At 39.1% G+C, this 17802-nt stretch carries 12 protein-coding genes, 1 tRNA gene and 1 pseudogene; 6 read left to right on the top strand and 8 right to left on the bottom strand.

The features are described 5' to 3' along the window. Positions 1 to 26: 26 nt before the first annotated feature. On the top strand, positions 27 to 1481 hold the full coding sequence (rng, locus tag LXF01_RS12360; protein WP_111885603.1) for a ribonuclease G: 1455 nt from the start codon (positions 27 to 29) through the stop codon (positions 1479 to 1481). A 142-nt stretch (positions 1482 to 1623) separates the two neighbouring features. Further along, a complete protein-coding gene (locus LXF01_RS12355) occupies positions 1624 to 1797 on the top strand; it encodes a PA1571 family protein (RefSeq protein WP_168379036.1) in 174 nt (57 codons plus the stop codon). 310 nt (positions 1798 to 2107) lie between these two features. Here LXF01_RS12355 and LXF01_RS12350 read toward each other — a convergent pair whose 3' ends face one another. After that, complete coding sequence (locus tag LXF01_RS12350) at positions 2108 to 3487, bottom strand: WS/DGAT/MGAT family O-acyltransferase (protein ID WP_180035511.1); 1380 nt, start codon at positions 3485 to 3487, stop codon at positions 2108 to 2110. Positions 3488 to 3653: 166 nt separating this feature from the next. Beyond that, complete coding sequence (locus LXF01_RS12345; protein WP_168379034.1) at positions 3654 to 4388, bottom strand: phosphoadenylyl-sulfate reductase; 735 nt, start codon at positions 4386 to 4388, stop codon at positions 3654 to 3656. Between the two features lie 200 nt (positions 4389 to 4588). Between LXF01_RS12345 and thrH the strand changes: the two genes are divergently transcribed. Then, a complete protein-coding gene (gene thrH, locus LXF01_RS12340; protein ID WP_180085216.1) occupies positions 4589 to 5206 on the top strand; it encodes a bifunctional phosphoserine phosphatase/homoserine phosphotransferase ThrH in 618 nt (205 codons plus the stop codon). 73 nt (positions 5207 to 5279) lie between these two features. On the opposite strand, the pseudogene LXF01_RS12335 reads toward thrH, so the two are convergent. The 5 genes and pseudogenes from LXF01_RS12335 to LXF01_RS12315 form a co-directional block, all read right to left on the bottom strand. Further along, positions 5280 to 6670 (bottom strand): annotated as a pseudogene (locus tag LXF01_RS12335) (OmpP1/FadL family transporter). Positions 6671 to 7043: 373 nt separating this feature from the next. Continuing rightward, positions 7044 to 8264 (bottom strand): OmpP1/FadL family transporter, encoded by a 1221-nt coding sequence (locus LXF01_RS12330; RefSeq protein ID WP_233944453.1) that lies wholly within the window; start codon positions 8262 to 8264, stop codon positions 7044 to 7046. Positions 8265 to 8569: 305 nt separating this feature from the next. Further along, positions 8570 to 10111: an outer membrane protein transport protein gene (locus LXF01_RS12325; RefSeq protein ID WP_180077302.1), complete on the bottom strand. Its 1542-nt coding sequence runs from the start codon at positions 10109 to 10111 to the stop codon at positions 8570 to 8572. A gap of 550 nt (positions 10112 to 10661) precedes the next feature. Then, positions 10662 to 10734, bottom strand: a tRNA-Arg gene (locus LXF01_RS12320). A 73-nt stretch (positions 10735 to 10807) separates the two neighbouring features. Further along, positions 10808 to 12196, bottom strand: a complete 1389-nt coding sequence (locus tag LXF01_RS12315) for an amino acid permease (RefSeq protein ID WP_111885597.1) — start codon at positions 12194 to 12196, stop codon at positions 10808 to 10810. Positions 12197 to 12526: 330 nt separating this feature from the next. Here LXF01_RS12315 and prpF point away from each other — a divergent pair, with 330 nt between their 5' ends. From prpF to LXF01_RS12300, 3 genes are all read left to right on the top strand, one after another. Beyond that, positions 12527 to 13717, top strand: coding sequence for a 2-methylaconitate cis-trans isomerase PrpF (gene prpF / locus LXF01_RS12310; RefSeq protein ID WP_233944452.1), 1191 nt, complete (start codon positions 12527 to 12529; stop codon positions 13715 to 13717). Between the two features lie 206 nt (positions 13718 to 13923). Continuing rightward, on the top strand, positions 13924 to 14901 hold the full coding sequence (locus LXF01_RS12305; protein WP_233944451.1) for a GGDEF domain-containing protein: 978 nt from the start codon (positions 13924 to 13926) through the stop codon (positions 14899 to 14901). A 130-nt stretch (positions 14902 to 15031) separates the two neighbouring features. Then, a complete protein-coding gene (locus tag LXF01_RS12300) occupies positions 15032 to 15940 on the top strand; it encodes a polyprenyl synthetase family protein (protein ID WP_180004317.1) in 909 nt (302 codons plus the stop codon). A gap of 196 nt (positions 15941 to 16136) precedes the next feature. Here the strand turns inward: LXF01_RS12300 and putP are convergent, their stop codons facing one another. Then, positions 16137 to 17627 carry a sodium/proline symporter PutP gene (putP, locus tag LXF01_RS12295; RefSeq protein ID WP_233944450.1) on the bottom strand — a complete coding sequence of 497 codons (1491 nt, stop codon included), beginning with the start codon at positions 17625 to 17627 and terminating at the stop codon, positions 16137 to 16139. Between the last annotated feature and the right edge of the window lie 175 nt (positions 17628 to 17802).

Here is a 17802-nt window from a genome sequence, read left to right as displayed (position 1 = left end):
ATTTTTATAATGTTTTGAGTTTTGATATGTCTGACGAGTTGTTGATTAACGTCACACCGATGGAATGTCGGGTGGCGTTGATTCAAAACGGTACGGTCAATGAATTATTTGTTGAGCGCACCGTGAAGCGTGGGTTAGTGGGCAATATTTATAAAGGGAAAGTTGTTCGCGTGCTTCCGGGTATGCAGGCTGCTTTTATTGATATTGGATTGTCGAGAACGGCTTTTTTACATATCAATGATATGGTCTGGCAGCGCAATCAACCAACCCCGAATGTTTTTGAGCTGTTACAACCAGGGCAAGTACTCACCGTACAAGTCATGAAAGATATGTTGGGTACCAAAGGTGCACGACTATCAACTGATCTTTCTATTCCTTCTCGTTACCTTGTTTTAATGCCATATGGCAGTCATACCGGTGTTTCTCAGCGCATTGAGTCTGAAGAAGAACGAGATCGCTTGCGTAGCATGATTGAACGCATTCAAAAGGAACACAACTTACCGGGTTCAGTCATCGTTCGTACTGCTGCCGAAGGTATTCCTGAATGTGAAATTGCGCAGGACATGGCCTATTTAGCAAAACTGTGGGAATACATTCAACGTAAACAACGCAGTATTGTCGTACCTTCTTTGATTTTTGAAGAGCTACCTTTACCTCAACGCGTCATCCGTGATTTGGCCAACGAAGAAACGTCTAAAATTCAGGTCGACTCACGCGAAGTACATGGCAAATTGCAAGAGTTTGTCCAAGAATTTGTACCGAGTATGCAAAATCGCTTACTGCATTATCCAGGTGAGCGTCCAATTTTTGACTTGTACAATGTCGAAGAGGATATTCAGAAAGCCTTACAGACACGTGTAGCACTTAAGTCTGGCGGCTACCTGATGATCGATCAAACTGAAGCGATGACCACGATTGATGTCAATACTGGCTCCTACGTTGGTGGTCGTTCGCTTGAAGACACTGTGTTTAAAACCAATATGGAAGCCACACAGGTCATTGCACGTCAGCTCCGACTACGTAACTTGGGCGGGATTATCATTATTGACTTCATTGATATGCAAGAAGCACATCATCGTGAAGAAGTGATGAGCCAGTTTGAGAAAATGCTTGAGCGCGATCATGCTAAAACCAAGATCACTCAAGTGTCTGAGCTGGGTTTGGTGGAAATGACTCGGAAACGCACCCGTGAATCTTTAGAGCATCTCCTTTGTGATTCTTGCCCGACCTGTCAGGGGCGTGGTTATGTGAAAACGGCTGAAACAGTTTGCTATGAAATTTTCCGTGAAATCTTGAGATATGCACGTGCTTATGAGTCACAAAGTGGTTTTACCGTGGTGGCACATCCGTCGGTGATTGACCGATTGTTAACTGCTGAAGCACCTGCGGTAGCTGATTTAGAGCACTTTATTAGCCGTGTGATCAAGTTCCAAGTGGAAAATTTATATACGCAAGAGCAATACGATATCATTCTGAGCTGAAATTGTAACAGAATATCGTTAAACACTTGTTACAACTGAGATTTTACTTTTGAACTGTTATTTTGAATACTAGACACATCAAATAGCCAAAGCCATTTTCCTGCATTGGACTTGAAAATGGCTTAGCAAAAAGAGGTGTACTATGGGTGTTAGTAAAACAGTAATGAAAAGTGGTCTTAAAACTGTTGTTGAAGCAAAAGCGATCCATTCAGGTTATATCGTGGATGAGCGTGGTAATGAAGTTCAAATCACAGCGTCTATGATTCGCTCTGCTTGTCATCAGTTACTTAAACAGTGCCGAGCAATTAAAGCTTAAATATTGAAATATAAATAATGTAATCCAGAGGGTTAAAGTGCTAACGCACGATTCTAAATTTTTTAATGCGCTAAAATTTTATAAAGAATGGAAAATAAATTTAATTATCAGTGTGTATCTACAAGTCGTAATTAAACAATAACAACGGATTTGTTCACCTAAATTTTAGCTTATACACATAAATTACTCCAAAAAATTAATCAAAGTTCAAATACTAAAAAACCCGTCTAGATTGTTTAATTTAGACGGGTTTTTAATTTTTGATGGTTCAATCTGCTGATGAACTGATACTAAGTTGTGAAGCAGGCGGTTAGCTAACCGCCTGTAACTTTGGGGAATCTTGATTCACAATAGCTTCAAATCGTTGAATTTCTTCTTCCAAATGCGTTAGTAAATTTTGCATTTTTGGAAGTGCATTACGACATGCGGTCAAACCAACTTCAAGCTTATCTAAATAGCTAGTCATGGTGATATTAAGCGCTTGACCATCCAAAACAATGGACGCAGGGTAGAGCGCTTCTAAACGTGCACCATTCCAATATAACGGCTCTTGTGGGCCGGGAACATTCGAAATGACCAAGTTAAAGGCCTGACGTTTTGGCATAAAGCCTGATGCAATATTTAAACCTGCTGCACTGTAAACAAAAGCACTGTAGTTTAAAATTTGATTCGAGTTCATGCGCTTAAAGCGTTCTTTGGCATTGAGCACACTACGACGCACAATCTTCAACCGTTCTAGCGGATCTTCTTTATGGGTACCAAGGTTTGCCAAAATCATGGTAATACGGTTTGACATATCTGAATCGTCTGTACGAACCGATGCAGGCACCATGGCAATCAATGGCTTTTTAGGTAAAGCATTTTGTGTAATTAAATACTCACGTAATGCACCTGAACAAATTGCGAGCACAATATCGTTAATTGTTACACCAAGTGACTTGGCAATATGTGACAAACGTGAAAATTCAAAAGACTGAGCAGCGAAACGACGTGAAGAACTGACCCGTTGGTTTAATATTGAACTCGGCGCTTGGAAGCTGGATACATAATCTGGGTTACGCCCCATATCTTTCATTACAGTTTGTGATAGTTCATACAAAACTCGTGGAGTTGAGTCAAGTTGTCCCTTAATGGTTGATAACAAACTTTTCATACGACTGACTTTAGGCTGTTTGAGGCGTTTTGCACGAGGGCCTTCCACACACCATGGCGGTACAATACTTTTAGCATCTGGGTCATGCGAAAGTGATTTTTCAACTAAACGCATACCTGCAATGCCATCGACCATCGCGTGGTGGATTTTGAAGTACATGGCAAAACGATTGCCTTCAATGCCTTCAATAATATGGCAAGTCCAAAGCGGTTTTGCACGGTCAATCAGCGCACTGTGTTCCTGTGAAATATAAGTCAAAAGTTCACGAATACGACCGGGATGCGGCAGTGCGATATGGCGGAAGTGATGATCTAAATCAAACTCTTCGTCTTCATCCCAAAAGAAGCCATTGAGTTTATTGTTAAAAGGAGGAATAGGAATGGATTTTGAATTACGAATATCTGCGACTAAATCTTGAATAAAAGTATCAGGTGCATTGTCAGGGATCTGAAATAAAAATAGACCACCTACGTGCATTGGTTGTTGCCGTTTCTCTAAATTTAAGAATATGAAATCAATAGGATGTAATGGACGCATAGCGTTGATTGCCTCACTGCAATTTCTACAGCTGCTCATGTATGAGTAGCATTGTTAGAATTATTAAATTGTCATTTGCAGTATAGCGTTTTTACGTTGAAATGATACGGAATTATGTGTATCGATGCGTTGAAAAAACCACTGCTGTGCAGTGGTTTTGTGCTCTTTATTTTTTCATGTTGCCTGCGTGTAAGCCGCATTCTTTATGGGTTGCATCTTCCCACCACCAGCGACCTTCACGTTCGTGTTGATTCGGTAAAACAGGTCGAGTACATGGTTCACAGCCTATCGAAATAAAGCCACGTTCATGTAGTGGATTATATGGAATTTCCATTAGACGGATATAGTTCCATACATCAGCGCTAGACCAGTTTGCCAAAGGATTGTATTTAATTAATTGCTTGCCCGGACCTGAAAAACCTGGGTCAGCTTGTACTACTGGAATTTCATTACGTGTGCCTGGGCTTTGGTCCTTACGTTGACCAGTGATCCAGCCATCTAAAGTGGCTAGTTTTTTACGCAAAGGTTGTACTTTGCGGATACCACAGCATTCTTTATGTTCATCTTGATAGAAGCTAAAAAAGCCCTTTTCTGTTACTAGTTTTTGTACCGCATCACTTTCTGGGAAACAGATTTCGATATCAATTTTATAATGTTTACGGACAGTATCTAAAAATTGGTAAGTTTCAGGGTGTAAGCGACCGGTATCTAAACTAAATACACGAAATGGAATCCCTAAGTTTGATGCAAGATCTATCAGTACAACATCTTCTGCACCAGAAAAGGAAATCGCAACTTCACCTTGCTGGCTTAGCGCAAGTTTCATAATCTCAGAAGGTGATTTATCTGCATATTCGGATGCAAGTGCATCGACAAGGTCAATAGTAGGGATGGTAGTCATGAATGTCCTGGCTATAGGCTTGGAACGTTAAAACCTATATTAATTTATTTCAGAACTATTTTAATTGAAATGCTAAAACACACTTATCACTAAAAAATAGATACTTATGAAAAAAATAGATTTAAAAAAGAACAATGCATTTTTTTATTCTTCCGCTATGATATTGAAAAAATTTTTTCACTTAACAGAGGGTAGAGTGCATGGAAGTCGTTTGTTTAGATCTAGAAGGGGTTTTAGTACCTGAAATTTGGATTAATTTTGCGAAAAAAACAGGCATTAAAGAACTTGAAGCAACGACTCGTGACATTCCAGATTACGATGTGTTGATGACTCAACGTTTAAATATCCTAAAACAACACGGTTTGGGTTTAAACGATATTCAAGACGTAATTGCAGATATGGGGCCATTTGAAGGTGCAAAAGAGTTTGTAGAGTGGGTACGTACTCATTTTCAATTAATTATTCTTTCAGATACTTTCTATGAGTTTGCACATCCATTAATGCAGCAACTTGGTTGGCCAACGATTTTCTGTCACAAATTAGAAACTGATGAAAATGGTATGATCTCAGCTTATAAGCTTCGTCAACCTGATCAAAAGCGTAAAGCCGTTCAAGCATTACATGGGTTAAACTTCCGTGTAATTGCAGCAGGTGATTCTTATAACGATACGACGATGCTTGGTGAAGCAGATGCGGGTTTCTTATTTGATGCGCCTGACAATGTGATTGCTGAATTTCCACAGTTTCCACCAATTCATGGCTATGCAGCACTAAAAGAAGCGATTCGTAATGCTTCTATTCGGGATATTCCAGCTTAATTCTGAATAGTAAGTTATAGAAAAGGGCGCTTATAGCGCCCTTTCTTGTTTAATCCAAAGTTTTTAAAGCAACTTAGAAACGGTAACCGATTTTTAAGCTGTAACCGATTGCATCGTTGTCTTTAAAGTTAGCAACATTTGCAGCTGTTTCATTACCAGGGACAGAGTGTGAACCAGATTGTGCAGTCGCATCACCCAACCAGAAGTATTTAACACCAGCTTGAATAAAAGATTGAGGTGTTGGACTAAATTGTCCACCTAAGCCAGCGCTCCAGTAACCTTCGGTTGGGCCTAAAGTTGACACTGGGTTACCTGCACCAGAGTCCCAACCGACCATGACTGTACCAGCCCATTGATCATTAAATTTACGGCCAACGCCTGCATTTACAGACCATTGATCCTTAGAATAGTCGACTAAGTTAAAACCATCTGTGTAGCCAACGATACCGTTAGAACCAGCAACTAAAGAACCTAAAATATCTGCTTTAATACCAAACTCATGAGGTTTAATTGCAAATTTAGACCAATCTACCCAACGTACATTTGCGAAGGCAACAGTGTTTTCCATGATGCCAGATTGCAAATCTAAATTTACCGATTGTGGCGTGGTAACTTTTGTTTTACCTTCTGGAAGTGAATTAGATGCAACTAATGCATTTCTTACTGCAATTACAGCATCACGTTGCTCTTTCGGTAATTTGGCACCCAATGGACCAAGCATAATGTTTAAGATTGGTGCACTTAAGCCAGTGAAGTTATCAATTGATTGGAATGACTCAGTTGCATTTACTTCATGTTCGATTTCAGATCGATATGTTAGGGATGCCTTTAAGGCAATTTCAGGAATTTGATATGCAAAACCCGCTAGCCATCCAAGATCACCTTCTTCTTTGATATTTGCATCATATCCAGACATCATGCTGTAAGCTTCACCACGCAGACTTACTTTACCTTCAACAGTTTGGTATACCGGTCCTGCGTAAAAATTCCAATTCTCATTAGGTTGAAAACCAAATAAAAGAGAAAGGTTTTGTGTTTTTACATCCACTTCAGTTTGACCAGTAACTTCAGTGGCCTTACTGTTAAATTGAGCGACTGTTTTGTGGTCTAGTGCACCTAGGACAGAATCAGTAGATTTTGCTGAAAAGACGCTATTTGAATTATATTTAGCCTCTGCACCAAAAGGCTGATCATAAATTAAACCAAATGAGAAATGCTCATTCAGTTGAATTTTTAATGCAGCAGCTGGGAAATAATAGTCCTCAGCCATATCACCTGTAGCTTGGCCTTTAATATCTACACCTGAGACGTTTGGATCTAAAACTGAAATCCCTGCTTCAAAATAATTACCCGGTTGTAAAAATGCAGAAATTGACTGCCAGAGCGATCCATTGCTGCTGCAAAAGCCCCTGTCATTGGTACGCTGGCAAATAAAATGGCACTTGTTAATGCTTTTAAGTTCATTTTTCTACTTTCCTAGTATAAAAAACGCGTCAATGCGTTAATAAAAATATGAGATATGTAAATTATTTTTAATCATATCCATGTGCGAAAAATATCATAAATGAAAAAAGAGTAAAGACTCTAAAATTGAACTAATAGTATAAAAAAGTCATTGTTTTTATTTATTTTAGAGTTAAAACTTTAAAACATTTATTTAAGTTACTGTTATACAAATAAATACTTTTAAATTAAGTATTAAAGTTTTTATAATTTATTTGGCTAAAAAACACTCTATTTATTGCTTAATAAATATAATAAATTGTGAAATACATCACATGTTGAATGTAAAAAAGCCCCAAAATGGGGCTTTTTACATTACAAAATATAACTTGTATTAGAAGTTGTACCCGACATTTAAACCATAAGCAATTGCGTGGTTATCTGTGAATGTGCCTGCAGGGGTGTGTGCGCCCGTTACAGCATCTGCATCACCCAACCAGAAATATTTTATACCAGCACCGATGAAGTAATTTGTAGCAGGAGAGAAGCGTACACCTGTACCAATATTCCAATAACCTTCAGTTGGACCTAATGTTGTCACAGGGTTGCCTGCTCCAGAGTCCCAACCGATAGATACATTTGCAGCCCAACGATCTGTAAATTTACGACCAACACCAATGTTTGCAGAAATTTGATCATCTTTATAATCAATTAAGTTAAAACCATTTGGCTTAGTTGGAACCATACCAGATTGACCGAGTGTTTCACTAAGTTTTCCAAACTTGTAAGGTTGTACTTTAAATTTTGACCAATCTACCCAACGTACATTTGCAAATGCAACAGTGTTTTCCATAATACCTGTTTGGAAATCAATATTTACAGACTGTGGAGTCGTTAGCTCAGTTTCACCTTTTGCAGAGTTTATAACAGTCATTGCACCATTTAAAGCGTCATTTCCAGTCATTCCTGCAGCATTAAAACGCTCATAGGCATTCATTTCATGATCAATTTCAGAGCGATAAGTTACAGAGGCTTTAAGCGCAATTTCTGGAATTTGATATGCAACACCCGCTAACCAACCAACGGATTCATCTTCACCTGTTCTAAAATCATATCCATTAAAAGCAGAATATGTTTTACCACGTAGAAGTACTGTGCCATCTACTGTTTGATATACAGCACCTGCATATACGTTCCAGTTCTCATTGGGTTGATAGCCCACCAATAAACTTAGATTTTGTGTATCTACAACAACAGATGTATTTCCTTGAAAAGGCAATGGACGGTTTTCAACAAAGTTATTTTGGCCAGAATATTCTGCATCTGCACCAAAGGGTTGGTCGTAGATTAAACCTACTGAAATTTTATCTGTGGCTTGGATTTTAAGTGCTGCATGAGGAAAATAATAATCACCCGCCATATCTGAAGCACTGTTTTTATCAGTGTCTTGTCCTGATACATTTGGATCTAGAATTGAAATACCAGCTTCTGCATAGTTACCAGGTTGTAAGAATGCAGAAATTGATTGGCCTGAACGGTCTAAACCACCAGCAATCGCTGTAGTTGCAGGCATTAAACTGATGATGATGGCTTTTGTAAGACTGTTGAGTTGCATACATTATCCCTGTTTGTAACTTTTGATGTTATTTCAATGTGTGGAAAGTAACATAAATAGAAAAACAGTAAATAAGAGTTGCTACTCTAAAAATGAACTGTATAAGTTAAAAAATAAGCAATGCTAGAGTAATTATTCTAGAAGGTGTTATTTATGTTTATGATTTATAAATAAAAAAATAGAGTATTTAACTTAATGTTTATCTTTGAACTTAAAAAATTCAAATGCTCAATCTATGAACATTTGAATTAAATTATTTTTACAATAGTAGATTGGATATATTTCCAATCTACTAATACCGAGAATTAGAAGCGGTAACCGATTTTTAAACCGTATGCCCAAGCATCGTTATCCTCAAATTCACCAACAATACGGCTATCTTCACCAAATTGAGCAGCTGTTTGAGATTTTGCATCACCGAGCATGAAGTATTTCACGCCACCAGCAATGAAGTAATTCGGTGCTGGACTAAATTGTAAACCTAAGCCGACATTCCAGTAACCTTCAGTAGGGCCAAGTGTTGATACAGGGTTACCAGCGCCTGAGTCCCAACCTACGGATACGTTACCAGCCCATTGTTCACTAAGTTTGCGACCAACACCAACTGTTGCAGAAATTTGGTCTTCAGAATATTCAACTAAGTTAAAGCCGTTCGGACGGTTAACTGCTGGTAATTGTCCAACTGCTTCAGACATTAAACCAAATTGGTATGGACGAATTGCGAAATTTGACCATTCAACCCAACGCACGTTTGCAAATGCAACGGTGTCAGCCATGATACCAGATTGGAAATCAAGGTTTACAGACTGAGGTGTAGTAATCGTCGAAGTGCCCTTAGCTCCAACTACATCTGCAGGGTTTTGACCAAGTAGCGTTAACGCGCCAGCAGTTGGAATTGTTTCGCGAATTGTCGTTTCATGGTCAATTTCAGAACGATATGTTAAAGAAGCTTTAAGTGCAATTTCTGGAATTTGGTAAGCAACACCTGCCAACCAACCAAGATCACCAGTTTCTTTAATGTTTGAGTCATAGCCATTAAAAATGCTATAGCCTTGACCACGTAGGCTTACGCTACCTTTAACTGTTTGATAAACAGGACCAGCATAGATGTTCCAATTTGGCGTAGGTTGGAAGCCAAAAACAAAAGCTAAGTTCTGAGTGTCTACAGAAACTTTTGTATTTCCTTGGCCTAGAGCAACACCTGCATTATCTAAACGTTGTTGTAATTGCTGTTGACCTTGAATAAATGCCCCAGCTTCAACTTGTGGACGTACTGCAGCAGCAGCTGTATCAACATTACCACCTGCTTGAGTGATAATACCTGTCACTGTTGCTTGTAAAGTAGCATTATAAGCTGGGTTAGTTGGAGACATACCTTGTTGTGCAAGCAAGCCTTGCGCTGCTAAACCTACAATTTGTGTACTTGTAAGTTGATTTAAAGTTTGAGTAACTTCATTTCGAACCATGCTGTCTAATAGTGGTTGAGGTAATACCGTGTCAGAAGCTTGTGAAACAAAAGCATTGTTACCTTTATATTCAGCAGCGGCACCAAATGGTTGGTCATATAGAAGACCGAATGAAAACTTATCAGTTAATTGTAGTTTTAATGCGGCTGAAGGGAAGTAATAATCATCAGCCATGTCTTCAATATTACGACGTGTAGCTGTTTCACCAGCTTCTTTACCAGATACTGTCGGGTCTAGAACTGAAATACCTGCTTCAAAATAATTTCCTGGTTGTAAGAATGCAGACATAGATTGGCCTGAACGGTCCATTGCTGCTGCAAAAGCACCTGTCATTGGAACTGAAGCAAGAATCATGGCTGTAGCTAAAGTTTTTAATTTCATTCTTCGTCATTCCTTGAGATACGAATTTGATTTTTATGGTTACTGCATATATTCGTTATGGAAAACTTTTTAATACTCTTGGGCTTAATTGTTACTCCATGTGACAAAAATAGCACAATTAAAATAAGAGTAAATGCTCTAGATTAAAAAATATGATTGAAAAACGAACTATTTAGAGTAAATATACTAATTAATACATATAACATTTTGATTATTATTTAATATTTTTAGTTACTGCATTATTTTCTAAACCTAAAAATAATTGAAAATATTTTGATATGGGCAGTCATAAATTGATTTTTTTGGCCTTATAGACCACGCCATGTGTCGTTTTTTGCATTGACAAATAGATGATTAGGGAATTTAAAAGTGCTATTCAATTCTTCTTAAAAAACAAACTCTCAAGAGTAATATCAGTAAAAACAAAGATTAAGTTAAAAAATTCAGAGATGAATTTTGAATTTGTAATTTAGATTTAAGAATTCTGAATTTAGTTTTATTGATAAATGTGAGTTGAAAAAATCAGAGAGGTGAGGTGTCCAAAAAATTGTGCGCTCTGCGGGACTTGAACCCACGTCGGTCGCTTAGGAGGCAACTGCTCTATCCAGTTAAGCTAAGAGCGCAAGACGGAGGCTAATGTACTCCTATTTTAGCTAAAAAAAAAGTTATTGCCGAAACAATAACTTTTTAAATTACTTAGTCTTTATGAACTTCATTGGGGTCAATGTCGCTCAAATCTTTAGGATTAAGATAGTTAAACATTAATAACATGACTGTAATCCAAACAGGGATCATCAGAACAGATTCCATAAAGCCCTGAGTCCACATAATAAATAGAACTAAAGCAATAAAGATCAGAACGATGTAGTTGCTGACTGGTGCCCAAAGTGCAGGATATGAGGTTTTAAAATTCAAAATACGTTTTGCACGACGGAACTGTAAGTGAGTCATGGTAATCATCGCCCAGTTCAGGACAAGCGCACCAACAACAACATACATTAAGTGACCAAGTGCATCTTCGGGTACGAAGTAGTTTAAGAGTACACAACCGAAAATCAGTACTGCAGAAAGTAATACTGCTGGAATTGGCACGCCACTTTTGTTGGTTTTTGCGAAAACTTTTGGTGCATTACCTTGCTTCGCCAAGCTGTAAAGCATACGGCTATTGGCATACATACCACTGTTATAAACAGACAGTGCTGCAGTTAAGATAATGAAGTTCAGTAAATGTGCAGCCCAATCAATTCCTAGTTGGCTAAAGATCATCACAAATGGACTTTTGTCTAGACCACCTAGTTCAAGCTGATTCCATGGCACAAGTGACAATAGAATAGTCAAAGAACCCACGTAGAAAATCAAAATACGAAATACAACTTGGTTAATTGCTTTTGGAATAGTTTCTTTGGGATTTTCAGCTTCCGCTGCCGCCATACCAATCAGTTCAATACCACCGAAGGCGAACATCAAGAATGCCAGCATGAAGAATAAGCCTTCAAAACCATTTGGGAAGAAGCCGCCCTGACTCCATAAGTTGGTAAATGATGCTGTTGAGTTAGCATCTGCCGTCAGTAGCAAATACAAACCAAATACGATCATCGAAATAACCGCAGTGACTTTAATAATCGACAGCCAAAACTCAGATTCACCATAAAACTTCACATTACCTAAGTTTACTAAAGTAATGATCACGAAGAAGAATAGTACAGATGCCCACGCTGGAATATGAGGCCACCAGTAGTTGATGTATTTCGCAACAGCGGTGAGTTCTGTCATTGCCACTAAAATATAGAGAATCCAGTAGTTCCAACCTGTTAAGAAACCTGGAAATTTCCCCCAATATTTATATGCAAAATGGCTAAATGAACCTGCTACAGGTTCATGGACGATCATTTCACCCAACTGACGCATAATTAGAAAGGCGATCAGACCGCCAATGGCGTAGCCGAGAATAATGGATGGTCCAGCAGATTGAATCACATGCGCTGAGCCCAAGAATAAGCCTGTACCAATTGCACCACCCATGGCAATCAATTGAATATGACGATTCTTTAAGCCACGCTTGAGTTCGGAGGAATTGGTAGTCAAGTTACTCTTCCCGAGAATGGTTTAATTTTGGTAATTGTAATGTATAGAGAATGAATAGCCTAGTAGCTCAAAATTTATGAAAAATATTTATAGGTTTAATAACCTATTTTTCATTTTAAATGCTGAATTAAAAATTTATGAATCAATAGATTAATTTTATTTTAATTGAAATTCTTATACTTGGCTTTATATGGAAAAGGTATCGAATGTTGTTTTTTTATACTTAAGTCATGTGATTGTTAAAACTTCAATTAAACATTGTATGATGCAAAAGCGCAGAAAAGAACGCTCTGCCAAAACACAATGATAAAGATTAAGGATTCAATAAAAATGAGTTTTGCTCCCCAAATTAAGATTCCAGCGACTTATATGCGTGGTGGTACTAGTAAAGGTGTATTTTTCAAGCTAGATGATTTGCCGCTTGCAGCACAACAAGCTGGAAAAGTTCGCGACCAACTTTTATTACGTGTGATTGGCAGTCCAGATCCTTATGGTAAACAAATTGATGGGATGGGGGGAGCGACTTCAAGTACCAGTAAAACCGTGATTTTGGCAAAAAGTTCACAGCCTGAGCATGATGTAGACTATCTATTTGGACAAGTGTCGATTGATAAAGCATTTGTTGACTGGAGTGGTAACTGCGGAAACTTAACGGCAGCGGTTGGTGCATTTGCCATTTCAAATGGTTTAGTTGAGGCATCACGTATTCCTGAAAATGGTTTGTGTACGGTTCGTATTTGGCAAGCCAATATTCAAAAGACCATTATTGCGCATGTACCTATTACTGATGGTGCAGTACAAGAAACTGGTGATTTTGAACTAGATGGTGTGACCTTCCCAGCAGCCGAAGTTCAAATTGAATTTTTAGACCCCGCAGATGATGGTGAAGATGGCGGCGCTATGTTCCCTACAGGGAATTTGGTCGATACCTTAACCGTACCCGATGAAGGCAGTTTCCCTGCAACATTTATTAATGCAGGCATTCCAACCATTTTCTTAAATGCAGAAGATATTGGTTATGTCGGCACTGAACTGCAAGATGCGATCAATGGTGATGCCAAGGCATTGGCCCGTTTTGAAAAAATCCGTGCTTATGGTGCGCAGCAAATGGGTTTGATTTCAGATATTGCTGAAGCAGAACAGCGTCAACATACCCCAAAGATTGCATTTGTTTCAAAGCCGAAAGCCTATACATCTTCGAGTTCTAAACATATTTCAGAACAAGATACGGACTTATTGGTTCGTGCCTTATCGATGGGGAAACTGCATCATGCCATGATGGGCACAGCGGCAGTTGCCATTTGTACAGCTGCGGCGATACCGGGAACGCTTGTAAACTTAGCCGCGGGTGGTGGGGAGCGAGAAGCTGTGCGTTTTGGACATCCATCTGGGACGCTACGTGTAGGTGCGCAAGCAATTTATGAAAATGGTCAGTGGGTCGTTAAAAAAGCCGTGATGAGCCGAAGTGCGCGTGTCTTAATGGAAGGCTGGGTGCGCATACCTGTGGATAGTTTCGATTAAGCGTTTAACATCGAATTAGAAATCAGCCTCTGCTTTGCAGGGGCTTTTTTTTGCCTTTATCTTTTATATGAATAAGCAAATCATGAATTGATATATATTTTTATATAATATGAACTGCATTTAATATTAGAAAGTTTCTGTGATTTATGACAGATTAATTTTGTTAGCATTTCGCGTAGCTTTACCCTGAAAAAAGTAGCGAAACCATGCTTAAAAAAGACTTAATAAAATCGGATCTACCTACTGAACAATTGGCTGTATTAGAAGCGTTGCCAATGCCTGCTGCGTTATTTTCTGCGACAGCTGAGCTGATATGCGCCAATCAAATATTTAAACATCGATTTCAGTCAGACTTACAAGAGATCGTATTAAATCACGTGTCTGTGATGCAGCAAAAAACCAAAGCCACAAGTTCTGAGTTTGATTTACGCTGTTTAGAGAACGACAGCATTGAACCCTTTATGTATAGTGAAAATGAACGGCATTATTGGTTCACGCTCAAACCTAAGTTTCAACAAAGTGGTGATTTGGAACATGTGTTGTTGTGCTGTGCGGACATTACAAATTTAAAGCAATTCGAATTATCGTTGTTGAAACATAACCAACAACTCGAACAACAAGTTTATTTTGATTATCTGACAGGGATAAAAAATCGACGAGGTTTTGATTTAGACCTTTCTCAGTGGCAAAAAAACTTCGCGGTTGAACAAGCCGATGAAATTTGTTTGATGATGCTCGACTTAGACAATTTTAAGCAAATCAATGATATCTACGGTCATGCGTTTGGCGATGAAGTTTTAAGAAAAAGTGCGCAGCTTTTAAGGGTGCAAATTAGTCAACACGCAGATGCACAAATATATCGCATGGGTGGGGAAGAGTTTGCAATGATTTTGCCACGCACGGCTATATTGACTGCATGTTCGATTGCACAACAATGTTGTGAGCAAATCTATGCTTCTTCGATGAATTATGCAGATAAAGCTCTACAACTGAGTATCTCATGCGGAGTGGCCTTGTGGGATGGAACAGAGTCATTTTTTGAAACATTGGCACGTGCCGATCAGGCTTTATATCAAGCCAAGAAAGGCTCGAAAAATTGTACCTGTTTTAATGATGGACAAAATGTGGCGCTATTTGAGGAAACGACATTTAAAAAATCATCAGACTGTGGGAAAAACACATAGATTTAGGCCGTAACATAGAGAAAGATTTGAGAAAGCAGTATGATGCAACAGGTCAAAATTGACAGAAAACGTTGGCAGTCGATTTGCTAATGAACAAAGCAGTTAAATATTTAAAGTATTTGAGGTGAATGTGTCTTCTTTAACAGACGTTTCCACACATGCCCTGACAGAAGCGCAGCAGCGTATTCAGCAGGATTTACTGACAGCGCTTGATGCATTTTCAATTCCAGAACCCTTAAAAGGGGCGGTGTATCATGCTGTGATGTTGGGTGGAAAACGCGTTCGACCGGCACTTTGTTATGCAACAGCAGCGTTAAAACCCAATACCAATTTTGCAGCCGTACGCCGTGCTGCTGTGGCGATTGAATTTATTCATTGTTATTCATTGGCACACGATGATTTGCCGTGTATGGACAATGATTTACTTCGTCGCGGTCAACCAACCTGTCATGTGGCTTTTGGTGAAGATACGGCCTTACTTGCTGGCGATATTTTACAATCGATGGCATTTGAAGTTTTAGGTAGTCGTCTTTTTGATCAAGGCCCAGCCGTTGAAGCGCCAATCATCTTAAAGCAAATGCAAATTTTAGCGACTGCAACTTCAAAAATGGTCAATGGACAAGTCCTAGACTTACAAGCGGAAGGCAAGCATGTCAGTCAGGATGAACTAGAAAACATTCATCGAAATAAAACTGGTGCTTTAATTTCTGCTGCAATCATGATGGCGGCAGTGACGATATTTAATGGCACAGATCAAGCCATTCCTAAACTCCGCGAATTTGGTCTAGCGATTGGTTTAGCCTTTCAGGTGCAAGATGATATTTTAGATATTATTGCTGACACTGAAGCATTGGGTAAAACTGCAGGTAAAGATCAACAAGTGGATAAATCGACATATCCTGCGTTAATGGGTCTCGATCAAGCGCAAGCTTATGCAGAAGAATTACATGCACAAGCGCTTCAAGCTTTAGATTATTTTGCAGAAGATGCGGCAGAATTACACAAGATCACGCAGTTTTTATTAAAACGTCAAAGTTAATATGACGTAGTAAAGACATTAGCCCACACATTTAACATGTTGTGGGCTTTTTTTATATCAAGTACATTTGGAACAGAAGTCAAGAAACCTCTAAGTAATATCTAAATGGATGACATGATAAAAAACAAAAAAGGACGCTAGGCGTCCTTTTTTGCAGATATTAAAATTTAGAACTTAAATTTAAGTGCTATTGGTCTTAAATACTTTCTTTATAGATACGATCTGCTTCTTCAAATTTTTCAGTGACTTCAGCAGATGGTGCTTTGCCCATTAAGCTCACAATGATGATTGCAATGAGTGAGCAGATGAAGCCCGGTATAATTTCATAAACGCCTGTATCGCCCCAGAGGTTTTTCCATAGAATAACCATAACAGCACCAACCACCATACCTGCTAAAGCACCATTGAGTGTCATGCGTTTCCAGAACAATGACATGATAATCAGTGGGCCAAATGCAGCACCAAAGCCTGCCCATGCATATGCGACGAGACCAAGGACTTTAGAGTCAGGATTACCCGCCATATAGATCGCAAGCAACGCAATCATTAACACCATAATACGGCCGACCCAAACCAATTCTTTTTGTGAAGCATTTTTGCGTAAGAATGATTTATAAAAGTCTTCAGTTAATGTACTTGAGCAGACTAAAAGCTGACAGCTTAAGGTACTCATGATCGCAGCTAAAATCGCAGCCAATACGATACCTGCCACCCATGGGTTAAATAGAATTTTAGTCAATTCCATAAAGACCGTTTCAGGGTTTGCTGTAACGACACCTGCTAGTTCTGGATGCTGTTGGAAATAAGCAATACCGAAGAAGCCTGCTGCAACTGCGCCACCGAGGCAGAGCGTCATCCATGTCATACCAATACGGCGTGCATTAGGAATCGATTTAACTGAATCAGCTGCCATGAAGCGGACTAAGATATGCGGTTGACCAAAATAGCCTAAGCCCCATGCCAATAAAGACATGATTGCGACAAAACTTAAGTCAGCAAATACATTCAGCGCTTGAGGGCGTGCTGCTTCTAGTGCCAGAGTGAACTGGCTTAAATCAGAGAATGACAACATGACCACGATAGGGGTAAGTAGCAAGGCAAAAATCATAAAGCCCGCTTGAATGGTATCGGTCCAACTGACAGCAAGGAAGCCACCAATAAACACATAGCTCACCGTTGCAATGGCACTGATCCAAAGCGCAGTGCTATACGACATACCAAACATACTTTCAAATAATCGAGCGCCTGCAACCATGCCTGAAGCACAGTAAATTGCGAAGAAAATCAAAATAATTACAGCAGACACGATACGTAAGATTTTCTTTTGATCGTTAAAACGATTTGAGAAATAGTCAGGTAGGGTCAAGGCATTATTTTGAACTTCGGTATGTACCCGGAGACGACCTGCAACAAGTAGCCAGTTGAGCCAAGCACCGATGATCAGACCAATTGCAATCCACATTTCAGATAAACCTGAAAGGTAAATCGCACCCGGAAGACCCATGAGCAACCAACCACTCATATCTGATGCACCTGCAGAAAGGGCAGTGACAAAGCTCCCTAATCGGCGGCCACCTAAAATGTAGTCAGAAAAGTTACTGGTCGCACGGTATGCAAGTAAACCGATCACGACCATGGCGACAATATAAAAGAGAAAGGTAATTAGGGTGGGATTCAGGGAGCTCATACGGTATCCGCTTTGGCGTTGGACAATTGCGTTTAATTAGGGGACTCAATGGGATTTGCCTAAGCCAAGTAGGTGAAATCGAACGATAAGTCCTAAAACGTCAAAAAAATAACGTGAAATTTAAACATAAATTGACAAACTTTGCCTTCTTTTTTGTTTTGGGCATAAAAATGGG

The organism is Acinetobacter sp. SH20PTE14, from assembly GCF_021391555.1.
GTDB lineage: Bacteria > Pseudomonadota > Gammaproteobacteria > Pseudomonadales > Moraxellaceae > Acinetobacter > Acinetobacter amyesii.
Note: the sequence above shows the minus strand (reverse complement) of the source record. Positions and strands in the feature narration are given on the sequence as shown.